9 protein-coding genes are annotated in these 14,626 nt (G+C 61.8%); 7 read left to right on the forward strand and 2 right to left on the reverse strand.

The annotated features are described in order from the left end of the window. Positions 1-7 precede the first annotated feature (7 nt). A complete protein-coding gene (locus tag CHU95_RS05670) occupies positions 8-3,154 on the reverse strand; it encodes a ligand-binding sensor domain-containing diguanylate cyclase (RefSeq protein ID WP_133065441.1) in 3,147 nt (1,048 codons plus the stop codon). A gap of 210 nt (positions 3,155-3,364) precedes the next feature. Between CHU95_RS05670 and CHU95_RS05675 the strand changes: the two genes are divergently transcribed. From CHU95_RS05675 to CHU95_RS05700, 6 genes are all read left to right on the forward strand, one after another. Then, the gene (locus tag CHU95_RS05675; RefSeq protein WP_094454587.1) at positions 3,365-4,873 is read left to right on the forward strand and encodes a thymidine phosphorylase family protein; all 1,509 of its coding nucleotides are present in this window, start codon (positions 3,365-3,367) and stop codon (positions 4,871-4,873) included. After that, entirely contained in the window at positions 4,873-6,450 is a 1,578-nt protein-coding gene (locus CHU95_RS05680; protein WP_094454589.1) for an MBL fold metallo-hydrolase, read from the forward strand. The genes CHU95_RS05675 and CHU95_RS05680 overlap by 1 nt, the downstream gene beginning before the upstream one ends. 1,003 nt (positions 6,451-7,453) lie before the next feature. Continuing rightward, positions 7,454-9,130, forward strand: coding sequence for a methyl-accepting chemotaxis protein (locus CHU95_RS05685; RefSeq protein WP_245837896.1), 1,677 nt, complete (start codon positions 7,454-7,456; stop codon positions 9,128-9,130). Positions 9,131-9,311: 181 nt separating this feature from the next. Beyond that, complete coding sequence (locus CHU95_RS05690; RefSeq protein WP_133065442.1) at positions 9,312-9,758, forward strand: hypothetical protein; 447 nt, start codon at positions 9,312-9,314, stop codon at positions 9,756-9,758. 48 nt (positions 9,759-9,806) lie between these two features. Next, positions 9,807-11,831, forward strand: coding sequence for a TonB-dependent receptor plug domain-containing protein (locus CHU95_RS05695; RefSeq protein ID WP_094454595.1), 2,025 nt, complete (start codon positions 9,807-9,809; stop codon positions 11,829-11,831). 128 nt (positions 11,832-11,959) lie between these two features. Continuing rightward, positions 11,960-13,516: an ABC transporter substrate-binding protein gene (locus CHU95_RS05700; RefSeq protein WP_094454597.1), complete on the forward strand. Its 1,557-nt coding sequence runs from the start codon at positions 11,960-11,962 to the stop codon at positions 13,514-13,516. Between the two features lie 237 nt (positions 13,517-13,753). Here the strand turns inward: CHU95_RS05700 and CHU95_RS05705 are convergent, their stop codons facing one another. Beyond that, positions 13,754-14,074 carry a YdhR family protein gene (locus CHU95_RS05705; RefSeq protein WP_094454599.1) on the reverse strand — a complete coding sequence of 107 codons (321 nt, stop codon included), beginning with the start codon at positions 14,072-14,074 and terminating at the stop codon, positions 13,754-13,756. Between the two features lie 92 nt (positions 14,075-14,166). Here CHU95_RS05705 and CHU95_RS05710 point away from each other — a divergent pair, with 92 nt between their 5' ends. Continuing rightward, positions 14,167-14,544, forward strand: coding sequence for a winged helix-turn-helix transcriptional regulator (locus CHU95_RS05710; protein ID WP_094454601.1), 378 nt, complete (start codon positions 14,167-14,169; stop codon positions 14,542-14,544). Positions 14,545-14,626 lie beyond the last annotated feature (82 nt).

Raw genomic sequence — 14,626 nt, forward strand, 5'->3', positions numbered from 1 at the left:
ATTGGCTTTATCCCACCACCACCCTGTTACGCCCGGCCGCCTTGGCGGCATACATGGCATTATCGGTGCGGTTGAACAGGGCGGTCTGGGTTTCCCGATGCGGGGCCGCCTGCGATACGCCGATGCTGACCGTGACCTGGATGACCACCCCGTCCAGCATCACCGGGGTCTGGCTGACGGCGATACGGATACGTTCGGCGGCCACCTGTGCCTGGGCGGCATCGGTATGGGACGTCAGAACCACGAATTCCTCGCCACCATACCGGGCCAGCATGTCGGTATCACGCAGGGCACTTTGCGCCCGCTCGGCCACCTCACGCAGGACCGTATCACCGACCAGATGGCCATAGGTGTCGTTCACTTCCTTGAAATGGTCCAGATCCAGCATCAGCACGCAGAAAGGCTGACCATGGCGCAGCGCCGCACTCCATTCCTGGTCCAGCCTTTCCATAAAGGCCCGGCGGTTGTGAATGCCGGTCAGCGGGTCGCGGGTGGCCAGTTCGGCCAGCCGGTCATTGGCGTCGCGCAGGCTGGCGGTGCGCTCCTCCACCTTGGCTTCCAGTTCGCGTTTGGCAGCACTCAGCTTCTCGATGCGGGCCCGTTCCAGCATCATGACAATGCCGGCCCCCGCCGACAAGGCGACCGCCAGACCCAGGAACCGCACCCAGCCCCATTCATGCCAGAGATAGGGCACAAAGATGCTGATCGACCGTTCGGCCACCACAACCCCGTCCGGGGCCAGGGCCCGCAGGGACAGGCTGTAACGGCCGGGCGGCAGGTTGGTATAGGCCGCGACCCGGTGTTCCCCCTCCGGTGCGGTCCAGTCGGTGTCGAACCCGTCCAGCCGGTAGAGATAGCGCACATTGTCGGTAACGGCATAATCCAGCAGCGCGAATTCCACCGTCAGGCGGCGGTTGCCGGGCGGCAGATGCACCTTGGCCGGCGTGTCCGGCACGTTCAGGGCGCTGGCATTGACCGGCTGCCCGCCGGCGACCACCCGCGTCACGGCCAGCGCGTCCAGATAGGCATGGGCCCGGATGCGCTGCGGCTGTACCAGGGTGATGCCATTGGACCCGCCAAAGACCAGCCCGCCATCGGGCAGGGTGGTGGCCGATCCCGGCAGGTAGGACGTGATGGTTTCCGCCACGCCCCGGTCCAGCAGCGATACGCTGAAATCATCGGGATCAATGGCAGCCAGCCCATTGTCGGTGGAGACCCAGATGCGCCCGTCAGAGCCGGGAAGCAGGCTGGCGATCGTATTGGAGGGCAGGCCATGCTGGCGCGTCACGGTGCGGAAGACCGGCGGCTGGTCCTCGGTCGGTTCCCGCACCATCAGGGCCACACCGCCGCCGGTCGTGCCCAGCCACAGCCGTCCCCGGCTGTCCAGGGTCAGGGCAGCCACATAATCATGCGGCAGGCTGCCGGGGCGGTTGACCTCGCGGTGGAAGCGCCGGAACGTGCCGTCCGGCTGCAGCAGGTTCAAGCCATTGGCGGTGCCGACCCAGGCGGTGCCGTCCGACCGTGGCAGGATGGCCCAGACCTCGTTGTTGGACAGGCTGTCCGGGCGGGCCGGGTCAGCGGTGAAACTGGTGGTCTGTCCATCGCTCAGCGATTGCCGCAGCAATCCATAATAGGTGCCGATCCACAGATGGTCCCCGCCCACCCGCATGGTGGTGATGTCCCGGCCCTTTGTCCCCGGCAGGGGAAAGGGCTGGGGGGTGCGTTCGCCCGCCGCCGGGCGCAGCCGCGACAGGCCCGCCGACCCTACCCAGACCTCGCCCTTCTCTGTGCCGCGGATGGCATAGACCGGTGTACCGACCAAGGCGCTGCGTGCGGCAGCATTGCGGCCGAACGGCGTGATATGGCCGCTGGACAGGTCCAGCCGGTCCAGCCCGCCATCATCCATGCCCAGCCACAGGCCACCATCGGGTGCGGTCCACAGGCTCCAGGCATCGCGGGCGGAAAAGCCGCGCGACTGGCCCAACGCGATGCTGGCAATGCCCGACGGGACGGAATTGTGCCAGGCCACCCCCATATTGGTGGCGACCCAGACCACGCCCCCCCGATCCTTGATGATGCCACGGGTAAAATTGCCTTTCAGCGCACCTGGCACATTGGGATCGGCCCGGAACAGGCGGATGCGGTCCTGGCCGATATCATATTCAACCACCCCGCCGCCAAACAGCGAGATCCACAGCACACCGGGCCGGGCCTCCACCATGCCGCGCACTGTGGCCCGGCCCAGGGGCGTATCGCTGCCGGTCAGGGCGGTATGCGACCGGGCCTTGTCCTCCCCCGGTGCCACCGACACGATGCCGCCACCATTGGTGCCGATCCACATCCGCCCGGCCGGGTCCTCGAAAAAGCTCCAACTGCCGGTGGCAAGGGCCTGGGCGCTGTCGGCATCGCCGGTCCCCAGGGTCTGCCACCGGTCGGCACCGGCGGGGCGGCGGACAACGGCCTTTTCCGTACCGGCCCACAAGGTGCCCGCCCGGTCGCGGAAAATCGCGAAGACATAACCGGCCGGGAACCCCTTCTCCCCCGACCGGACCCGTTCACGCACGCGCAGGTCGCGGCCGACATGGTCCAGGCCGGCCACATTGGCCACCCAAACCCCATCCTCGCCATCCGGCGCCAGGGCATAGACCTGGACATGGCCCAGCCCATCCGGGCCGCTGCCCAGCGCGGTGAACCGGTCACTGCGCGGGTCGTAATAGGCGACACCGGCCGTATGGGTGCCCAGCCACATGCCACCATCACTGGCCGGCAGCAAGGTGCGCACAAACCCGTTGGGCAACGATCCCGGATCGTTCGGGTCATGTTCAAAGGTGCGGGTGGCATAGCCGTCAAACCGGTTCAGCCCCCCCAGCGTGCCAATCCAGATGAAACCCGTCTGGTCCTGCGCCAGGGCCATGACGGTATTGTTGGACAGGCCGTTATTGTTGGACAGGGTCTGAAACCCTACCTCCGCCCGTTCGGCCAGTACAGCCGAGGGGTCGGCGGCCCGCGCCGGTGCCAGGGTGATCCCGATCAGCGTTACAGCAAAGGATAGCAGCAGGAGCCACAATAGAGGCTGGCGATCCCGGCGATGTATCGCCAGGACAGGCACAGTTAAACTGGCCACCCTTGCCGTGCCACCGGGGCTAACACCCACTTATCCGTTCCCTGCAACATTAAAAGACATATCATTGTATCTCAATTTTTAGGGAATGCTCAAGGCGAGGTTGAGGGAAATCAGGGCTGCAACCGCTGCCGACTCTACCCCCTGCAACCGCCGGGCCCTTGATCCAGATCATGGTGTTTGGGTGATGCGCCCTTATCATGGTTTGTTGAAAAAACCAGAAAGCGCAGGGGGGAAACCATCTTGTTGCGGTTGAAACGGATCGGCATTTCCACCAGCCGGGAGAATGTGGCCTTCCTGTCGCGTGCCTGTACCAGTTACCGCGCCGCGGCGTTCGAGGGGCAGGAAAAGGTGGAAGTCGTGGCCAATGGCCACCGGCTGGTGGCCACCTTGAATCTGGTCAATGACCCGGCCATCCTGCCGCCCGACTGTCTGGGTCTGTCCGAACAGGCTTTTGCCCGCTTCGGCCTGGCAGAGGGGACGGCGGTGCGCCTGGACCATCCCCACCCGCCGAAAAGCCGGGAAGGCCTGCACGCCAAGATCGCGGGGCGGGAACTGGACGAGACCTGTTTCCGCGCCATCATTGAAGACATCGCCCATCACCGCTATGGCAAGGTGGAAGTGGCGGCGTTCCTGGTGGCCTGCGGCTCTTTCATGACCACGGCGGAAACGCTGGCCCTGACCCGGGCGATGGCCGATGCGGGTGAGACATTGCACTGGCCGGGCACGCCACTGGTTGTCGACAAACATTGCATCGGCGGCATTCCGGGCAACCGTACCTCCATGATCGTGGTGCCGATTGTGGCGGCCCATGGCCTGCCGATGCCCAAGACCTCGTCGCGGGCCATCACCTCACCCGCCGGCACTGCCGATACGATGGAGGTGCTGGCCAATGTCGAGATCGACCTGCCCACCATGCGCGCCATCGTGGCCGAGGCAGGCGGCTGTCTGGTCTGGGGCGGGCATGTGAAACTATCGCCCGCCGATGATGTGCTGATCTCGGTCGAACGGCCGCTGAATATCGACACGCGCGAACAGATGGTCGCGTCCATCCTGTCCAAGAAGAAAGCGGCCGGATCGACCCATCTGGTCATCGACATGCCGGTCGGCCCCAGCGCCAAGGTGCGCACTGCCGACGACGCGGCGCGGCTGCGCAAGCTGTTTGAATATGTGGGGGATGCGATCGGCCTGTCGCTGCGGGTCACCATCAGCGACGGGACACAGCCTGTCGGGCGCGGCATCGGTCCTGTGTTGGAAGCACGCGATGTGATGGCCGTGCTGGAGAACCGGGCCGACGCCCCGGCGGATCTGCGCGAACGGTCCCTGGCCCTGGCCGGGCGTATCCTGGAATTCGATCCGGCTTTGCGCGGCGGGGCAGGCCTGGCGCGGGCGCGGGCGTTGCTGGACAGCGGTGCGGCGCTGGCCAAGATGCAGCAGATCATGGCATTGCAGGGACCGCCACCGCGCCTTGCCCGACTGGGCGGCCTGTCGCGGGAGATCGTGGCCGATCAGGATGGCCGGGTGCTGGCCATCGACTGTTACCGCATGGCCCGGATTGCGCGGCTGGCGGGTGCGCCCTTTGATCCCGGTGCCGGGATCGACCTGTTGAAGAAGGTGGGTGATCCGGTGCAGGCGGGTGAACCGCTTTATCGGATCCATGCCGAACGCGAGGTGGAATTCCGCTTTGCCTGCGGGCTTGCCGCGGAAGCGTCGGGTTATGCGGTGAACGGCAATGGAAAAGGACAGAATTGATGACCAGCCATCCCAGCATCACCTTTCACGGGGCCGCCGGCGGTGTGACCGGCTCCTGTTTCCTGGTCCGGCATGCGGGCGAGGCGCTGTTGGTCGATTGCGGCATGTTCCAGGGCAGCAAAAGCGTGCAGGAGCTGAATTACCGTGACTTTCCCTTTGATCCGACAGAACCGTCGGTATTGCTGCTGACCCATGCCCATATCGACCATAGCGGCCTGGTTCCCAAGCTGTTCCGGCATGGATTTGCCGGCAGGATCGTCACCACCCATGGCACTGCTGATCTGCTGACCTTCATGCTGCCCGACAGCGGTTTCATCCAGGAAAGCGAGGTGCGCCGGCTCAACCGCCGCAACCGGCAGCGGGGTGCGCGCGAAGTGGAGCCGATCTATACCCAGGCCGATGCCGAACGCTGTCTGTCGCGTATTCGCGCTGTCGATCATGATGTCTGGGTTGATGTGGAACCGGGCGTGCGGGTGCGGTTCTGGGATGCCGGCCATATCCTGGGCTCCGCCTCCATCGAACTGGAAATCCAGGGCGATGGCGGGCCGCAGCGTATCCTGTTTTCCGGCGATATCGGGCCGGGCGACAAGCCTTTCCATGGCAATCCGGAAGGCCCGACGCGGCCCGACTGGCTGGTGGTGGAATCCACCTATGGCGGGCGTGACCGGCCGGCGGTGACGGCGGCGGAACGAAGGGCGGCTTTGGGGGCCGAACTGAAAGAGGCGTTGGCCCTGGGCGGGCCGGTGCTGATCCCCGCCTTTGCCGTGGAACGGACCCAGGAACTGCTCTATGACCTGGACCTGCTTTTTGATGAAGGGGTATTGCCCCCGGTGAATGTGTTCCTGGACAGCCCGCTGGCCATCCATGTCACCCGGGTCTTTGACCGGCACCTGCCCGACATCAACGCCCATGGCACCCCCGCCCCCTTCTCCCGCCGCAATCTGCACCTGACCGAGGATGTGGAGGCCAGCAAGCGCCTGAACCGCGTGACGGGAGAGGCGATCATCATCGCTGCCAGCGGCATGTGTGAGGCCGGGCGCATCCGCCACCACCTGAAAAATAATCTCTGGCGGCAATCGGCCACGGTGCTGTTGGTCGGCTATCAGGCGCCGGCCACACTCGGCCGGTTGTTGCAGGAAGGCGTGACGCGGGTCCGCATCCATGGGGAGGAGGTCGAGGTCCGCGCCCGTATCCGCACGCTCGACACCTATTCCGGTCATGCCGACCGGTCCCATCTGCTGCGCTGGATACTCGACCGGCTGCCCGTGTCGGGTGGCTTCTTTGTGGTGCATGGGGAGGAACAGGAACGCGCGACCCTGAAGGGCGGTCTGGTGGCAGCCGGTATCGATCCCGCCAAGATCCATGTCCCGGCGCTGGACAGCCAGTGGCACCTGACCGACCGCGGCGCCCGCCCCCTCATGGACCCGGCCATGGCGCCCCGTGCCATCACCACCGCCAAGGACTGGCACAATGACTATGCCGCCACCATGCTGGCCTTGTCCGAAAAGGTCCGGGCCGAAAAGGATGACGCGGCACGCCAGGCGCTGCTGGCGCGGGTGAAGGCGGCGTTGGGCTAGGGCGGCTCTCGCGTCCGGCCCGCTGCCGCTGTCCCATCACCCGCTCCACGCTTGCGCCGCGCCTGGCATGCACCAGCCCATCCATGGACGCCAGAGTGCCCCGCACCGTTTGCGTCCGGGTGGAGGGGGCGAAGATGAGCGCGGCGCGGCCGATGGCCATTGGCGTCCTGGCGGAGGACGGGGCAGCGGTCAGCGCCGACACGGGGTTTAACCGATCGCAGCCATTTTGCAGAATGTGATTGTAAGGTTCAAATTGTGAGAATTATTAGCCAATTCAAATCATCGCATGATCACATACGAATGCATAACATGTATGCGGAATCGAAAACGTATAACATATGCACCCTAGGCGCGTTTCCAGGGGATTGTCCATCGGTGTCATCTTATCGAACCGTTTGCGGGTGGTCTCGGTAAGATTCCGCTAGAATTTCCGCGCTCAGATCAAAGAAAACATCACCAACCATCCCCACGGTTTCCGCATCGGCATCTGGCGTGCATCCTATCTGCGCGATAGATTCCATTTTAGTAAAATAATGGCGCCGATAATCGGGTTGCTTTCATATCCAAAGGTATTATACCCGCGACCTTGCGAGGCTTAGGCTGAAGGGACTAAGGTTTGGCATCAGCAGCATTAACCAAAGGTGACGGGTTTTTCTACGATAGGGCACAGTATCGGGGTTATGGGTCATAACATTTCGTATCTTAACGATGTGTTTACTGACTTCTGGCACAACGCCGCTGTGCGATCAGTCCGCAAAGACTGGTCCATCTGCGTGAATAGTCGTCACCTTCTGCTACATCTGCTGTTTCTCAGACAAGTACGTACAGCAGCGGCGAGCCACGCAAAAACAGGTCGAATGGACAGCGTAGAGAAGGCACGATCACAGTCTGTGGTCGATGTGCCCTTATTTTTGTTCTGTCGACTGAACAATATGTAATACCGGTTCGGTACAGAGAAGGGGCTCTCATGCAATCCAACTGGATCTCGACACGTCTTAATGACATGTCGTTCTTTATTAAGTTTCTTATAGCACCGGTGGCATCTTCTCTGTTGCTGATCGTTATCGCGGGTCTTGGGGTGTATGGGCTCTTTAACGCCGCCTCTCGGACGGAGACAATTGTGGCGTCAGAAATGTCGTCGGCAATCTCCCTGGCCGATCTGGCTGCGGACATTCAACGGGTGCAGTCAAAGCTCAGCGATGCTTTGGTGGATAGCGCCGCCGGGGATTCCGGTGCTGTTACGCAACGTAAAGAAGCAATCGTTGCCGAAATTGCCAGGATCGCGGCCGCTTTCAAGACCATGGAATCCGATGCCAGCCTGCCCGACCGTGAGCGGCAGGCGATGGCCAAGGTTGTCGAAGGATTGAACACCTATGCCGGCACCGTTGATGTCGTCGCCAGCATGCTGGAGGTCGATTTCGCGTCCGCGGTCGGGATGCTGTCGCCCTTTCGTCAAAATTTTGAGGAGATGAACGCCCAGATTGACGCTTTGGTGGGTGAGAGGGTCCGGCAGGCGGGGGTGAAGACCGACGAGGTGTCAGGTCAAGCAACCACCTTTGCCAATACGTTCCTGGTGCTGGGCGGTACCGGTCTTGCGCTTCTCCTTGGATTTTCGGTCGCTCTTGCACGCAGCAGCCGCCGTTCGATCCGGGCCATTGCCAAGGCCACTGAACAGCTTGCCAACGAGAACCTGGCGGTTGATGTGGACAACCTCGCCCGTAGAGATGAACTGGGCAGTATTGTCGATGCGCTGATCGTGTTCCGGGGGCAGATCGAACGTGCCCACGCTGCCGAAGCGGAACAAGACAATCTCCGCCGTCAGGCGGAAGCAGATCGTATTCAGGCGCTGCGGGGAACGGCCGACAGTTTTGAGCTTCAGGTCGGTCATGCCATGGTGGGTGTCAACAATGTGGCTGACGATATCGCCATCGTTGCGTCCAACATGCTCTCCTTGTCGTCGGAGAATTCCAAGGCCAGCGTTGCGACCGCCGGTGCCAGTGAGCGTGTCCTGTCAAATATCCAGACGGTGGCCGCTGCCATTGAGGAACTGGCGGCTTCCAGCCGGGAGATTGCGACCCAGTCCCAAGGTTCCAACCGCCGGGCAGGGGATGGTGCGATCCGCGCACGTGACGCCGTATCCCGTGTTCGCGGGCTGGTCGAGGCGGCGCAAAGGATCGACTTGGTTGTCAAGCTGATCGGCGAGGTTGCCGGCCAGACGAACCTGCTTGCGCTGAACGCGACCATTGAGGCAGCGCGGGCCGGGGAAGCCGGCCGTGGTTTTGCCGTGGTGGCCAGTGAGGTCAAGGGCCTTGCCCTGCAGGCGACAAGGGCCACGGAAGAAATCCGAGCTCTGGTCGCCGGTATTCAGGCAGCGACGGGTGAAGCCTCTGGCGAGATTGAGCGCGTCTACTCCTTAATGGAGGAGATCCGCGGCACAACGACGAGCATTGCCGCCGCGATTGAGCAGCAGAACAGCGCGACCTCTGAGATCGCGCGGTCGGTGAATGCTGCGGCGGACGATGCGCGTCAGTTGCAGGCGGGCACCGGTCTTGCGGCCGCCACCGCCGAAAAGAACGGGGCGGCGGCTCGTGCCCTACACAGTTCGGTTGATCGGCTGCGCTCCGGTTTTGCCGATGTGCAGCGCGGGACCGACAGCTTCCTGACGACCCTTCGTTCATGACACCGGCTTCCCGCCAGTCTGGAGGGAAACCGCTGAAGTTAAAGTAAAGTCAGCCGCGTATTCGTCGGCTGCCATCGTTAAATTGGGGAAAAAGATGTCAGCAAAATCGAAACTAATGGGCCTGTTGGTGGGCAGTCTCCTGGTTGCAGGACCCGCAGCCACCAGCGCCGCAGAAGGCGGCATGTCCAAAAAGGACCTGGAGATCCTGGGTCGGGCCATCGGCTTCATGAAGGATGGACCGTCTGGCGACGTCACGACGGCTGTGGTGTTTGTCCCGGGTAATGCGGCTTCTGAAGCAGAACGCGACGCGATCCTGGGCGTGGTTGGCAGTGGCCTGAAGGTGGGTGGCATCACCTTGAAAGCCAAGGCATCCAGCGTCACCGACGCAGCCGCCAGCGGCGCACGCGTCTGGCTGGTCACCGGCGCTGCTGCCGCGAAGATCGGTCAGGCCGGCACCGCTGCCAAGGCCATCACGGCCAGCGCGGACAAGGCCTGTGTTGAGGCGGGCAACTGCGTGCTGGGCATCGAGACCGGCACAAAGGTGCAGATCTACGTTAGCCGTAAGGCCGCTGAAGCCTCAAGCGTCGCCTTCGAGAGCGCTTTCCTGCTCATGGTCAAGGAACTCTAAGCGCCTGCGATTGATACCGCCCGCGCCCTGTTATCAAGGAATAAGCAAATGCAGAATAAGCTCCTCGCCGTCGCGCTGACGGGTGTTTCATCTCTGGCGATCTCGGTCGCCGCCCAGGCCCAGAGCCTCGATTACACGCAGTATGAGGCGATGTTTGGCGAACCCGTGACCACGTCTGCGCTGGGGATCCCGCAGCGGGCCTCGGAAGCGCCGTCGACCATGACCATCATCACGCAGGACGAAATCCGCCGTTCCGGGGTCAAGGACATTCCCGAACTGCTGGCGCGTGTGGGCGGCGTTGATATGCAGCGCGGCGCCATCCAGGATTTTGATATCGGGATCCGTGGCTACAATCAGCCCGGTTCGTCGCGTCTGCTGGTGATGATCAATGGCCGCCAGATTTATGTCGATCACCTGGCCTACACCGTCTGGGAAGCGCTTCCCGTCAACATGGCGGATATCCGCCAGATTGAAATCGTCAAGGGCCCCAGCACAGCCCTGTTCGGTTTCAACGCCGTGTCCGGTGTGATCAACATCATCACCTTCAATCCGCTGACCGATGAAGTTAATGCAGCGACGGCCAGCGTCGGCAACAATTCCCGCCGCGACTTCTCCATGTCAACGACGGCCAAGCTGAGTGACTGGGCCGGCGTCCGCATCTCGGCCGGCTACATGTCCGCCGACGGCTTCAACGCCGAAGAGCCGCTGCTGGAAACCTCCGCCGTCTTTAATGACCCCAAGCGCCGTTTCCTGACGGTTGATGGTCTGGTCCAGGTCGCGCCATCCTTCCAGGTTGGGCTGGAAGGCAGCTATGCCGACGCCGACACCTTGCGTCGTACGACGGGCAACACGGTCGGTACCCCGTGGTGGAAGATCCGGTCCGTGAAAGGGTCCTTTGCCTGGGAGAATGGCTGGGGCACCACCAAGGGCCAGTTCTACACGAATGCCAATGACAGCTTCAACTCGTCGCGGCTGCTGTCGCAGGGCAATGTCAACATGGTCGGGCAGTTGGAGCATGTGTTCCGGCTGGGCAGCGCTCACGCCTTCCGCACGGCGCTTGAGGCCCGTCGGACGGATCTGACGGTTCGTCGTACCGACACGCTCACCACGCTGAACTATGATTTCGCCTATGATCTGGGCGCGGTCTCGGGGAGCTGGAACTGGCAGGTTTCTGACACGGTGTCCTGGTCGCTGGGCGCCCGTCTGGATCACATCTCGTCCGAACGTGACGGCTATCTGCGGGCGGCACCGCGTCCGTTTGAGGATGCGGACTTCAGCCGTTCGCGCACGGTCTATAGCTACAATGCCACGGCCTCCTGGCAGGCCACGCCGGTCAGCACGGTGCGACTGACCCATGGCCGCGGTATTCAGTATCCCAACCTGGTCGGCCTCAGCTTCGGCCAGACCGGCACCACCGGGCATGGGAACCCGAACCTGCGTCCGTCCGTCGTCAACAATTATGAACTCAGCTACACCCACCGTCTGGAAGCGCTCGCTGCTTCCTTCACGGGCGCGCTGTTCCATACGGTGACGGACGATGTGTTTGGTGCAGCCGGCATTGGCGGGACCAAAGTTGTCCCCACAGCAACCACGCCGGTCACCTTCCGCATCTCGGACAATTTCGGCTCCTCCTCCGTCAATGGTTTGGAACTGGCGGCGAAGGGTGAGATTACCGGTGGGTTTACCTGGGGCATGAACTACACTTGGCTGGACGTGAATGACAATTTCACCATCCACCGCAGTGCCCGGGGCCTGACAGGGTTTGATACGGGCTTCTTCCCGAGCCTGACCACTCCGCGTCATACCGGCAATGTCAACCTGGGTTGGGCTGGCGGTCCCTGGGAAACCGACATCTATGTGAGCTATGTCGGTGCCAGCCAGCAGTTCACGTCCAACACCACGCTGGTCGATGTGTCGGACCGCGTTGGGGTGGGGGGTCGCGTGGCCTATAAGCTGACAGAGAATGTCACCCTGGAAGCCAGCGCCATCAACCTGAACCAGAAGAGCGTTCTGATCAGCCCGCCGCGTCGGGTCGATCGTCAGGTCTTTGGTTCCGTCTCCGTACGTTGGTAACATCCCCTGGGCACAGCGGTTTCCCCGCTGTGCCCAGTCTGACCGACAGGCCCGGCGGGTCTTATGGTCCAGTGGCAGCCGGCATCCGATCGGCTTGGCGCCGGCGTTTGCGTTCCGTGGATGACAAAATGCTCAAGCCGATCTTGTCCGTGCTGTTTGCCGTGACGCTTTGGGTCTGCGGGTCAATGGCGGCTGTCGCCAGCACGGGCGAATTGCGCATGGGCATGTTGTCACTGGCGCTGTCTGCTGATCCCCACGCCTATATCAATACGGGTGCCAGGGAGCTGTCTGCTCATCTTTACCAACCTTTGTACGAAAAGCATCCGGAAAATAATAAATCCTTTCATGTGGTGAAATCCGGGCATTATTCTGGCAATAATACCTGGGAACTGCATTTATTTCCCGGTGAAATTCATGCTAACGATATCGTTTTTACATTTTGCCGTATTAAGAATTATCCGGATACACCATCGCCATTTGCGCCGAACTTGGAATCGATAACAGATGTAAGGGTCGGTGGCGAAACAGAACTTACTATTGTAACGAAAAGCGAAGACAGCCAGTTGTTGGCGCGGATATCCGCCATTCTGGTGATGAAGGCGCCACCCCATTGGACGGGGAGTTACACTGGCGGCCGCTGCGATGGGGCCTTTGCCTATGATCGGGCCGACCTGGACAGTGGCAGGGTCACACCCGGAACCGGACCCTATCGGATCGAACGTTTCAGCGCCGATGAAATTGTGATGGTGCGGCGAGGCGGCAAGTTAGCCCGTCTGACGCCGTGGCAACGCGTGGTGCAGTTGCGCCTGTCCACAGAGGAATCGGTTCGCCAACTTTTGGCGGGCACTGTTGATATCATTGATTCCGTTCCTGATGGACCGGCAGCCCATCTTGCCGCTGTCAGCGATACCAAAACGGCTTACGGTTATCCTGCAAGTTTTGTCTTCCTTCAGTTGAACCATCGCGCGACCTCTTCGTTCGTGGCGAACGGCGCCCCCAATCCGCTCCGGGACAAACGTGTACGTCAGGCTTTGTCGTTAGCGCTGGACCGGGAGATCATTGCGACACGTCAGCGATTTGATCCCAGCATACCCACGGCGCAGATCAGTCTGCCCGAAAACCCCCTGTACAATGACGGGATCGACCTGCGGGCGGATGTTGATCGTGCGCGTCGGCTGCTGGCAGAAGCGGGGTATGCGAGCGGTTTTACGGTCGATTTTCTGATTATGCCGGGCACGGCCTGGATTGCCGATAAGGTCGAGCCCATGTTGGGCCGCATCGGAGTCCAGGTGAAAACACGCGATGTTGGTCCCCGCTTTCCCGGATTGGTGGCCAATGGAGAGTTTGGGTTGAACTTGAATGTGTCTGTTGTTGATCAAACGGACATCATGGCCTTTGTGCGTTCCCGCTTGGCCAGTCCCGGAATTGCCGCTGGATTTGGCAGTCGTAACCAGGGTCAGTACACGAATTCGCAGCTCAATGAGTTGCTGCTGAAGATACGATCGGAACCAGATACCGTTCAACGATCGCAGATGGAGCAGCAGGCAATGTCCATTGTGACAGATGATCTGCCCATCATTCCCCTCGTCTTTGTCCGCCCGCGTTGGCATTTACGCGCAGATTTGGCCTTTACCCCCCGGCGGGACAACAGAATGCTGGTCTGGAACATCGTTAAAGCTCAATGACGATGGCACAGGCGGCTGCTTGATCCCGTGGCCACGGGATTACAATCGTCTGAACCCCCGGCCGGCTTTCAGCGCCGTCGCTTGCGCCGGCACTGAAAGCTGCTGATCCGTAAAGTCCCGCAAACTGTCCGGTTGCGATGTGACCAGACCCACCGCCCTTGGCTGGGCAGGCGTATCGACCCCACCAAGGGCGGTATCGGGTAAGGGCATGCTGTTGCCCGCAGGCCGCGAACAGCGTCAAGTCAGGTAGAAGGGGGAATTCATGCCACGGCTGGCTTCGGCCACCACGTCGCCGTCGAACAGTTTGACGGTAAGGCTCGCGTTTGCGCCCTTGGCGAAATCGGCGAGCATGCCGGTGGCGTAGGCATGGGCGTTCTCAAGACTGTCGAAGCAGTAGAACCCCCCCACCGAATGGGTGCCGATGCCGCTCAGCCACGTCTTGCTGAGGAGGCCCGGAACAGTATGCATCATCGTGTTCGCCACCTTCCAGACGGCTTCGGTGAACGGTGCGGCGTTCTGAAACTCGGCATAAAGATAAACGCGGCTCGGGCTGGGCATGCCAACTCCTTTCAGGTTTGCTGTGATTTCAAGGGCAGAGTGGCCTAAAAATCTCCTTTGGAGAAGTACGCACCTTTTGGTAATATTTGGGAATGTTTCATCCTGCCGACCCTTACAACATGAATTGTCCGTCGCGCGATCTGCTGGACCTGATCGGCGGCAAATGGGCGATCCTGATCTTGTGCTGTCTTCAGCAGGGGCCGGTGCGGACCGGTGCGTTGATGCGACAGGTCGGCGGCATCTCGCAAAAGATGCTGACACAAACGCTGCGCGATCTGGAACAGGCGGGATTTGTGGAACGTATCAGCCACCCCGAAGTGCCGCCCCGGGTCGAATATCGGCTGACCGATCTGGGGCGGTCGTTAAGTGATCTGGCGCGCACCATCGAGCAATGGGTGGTCGCGCATTATCCTGTGATCATGGGGCGGCGGGAGCGGCATGGGCCCGGCGTCGATCCGGCAGAGGGGTGACATCTCTATATGGCGGTTACACCCGAGTTGGATTCACGCTTAAGTGCGACTTGATTGCAGTTCAGTGTAGTCAGTTCGCGTG

The organism is Niveispirillum lacus (genome assembly GCF_002251795.1).
Lineage (GTDB): Bacteria > Pseudomonadota > Alphaproteobacteria > Azospirillales > Azospirillaceae > Niveispirillum > Niveispirillum lacus.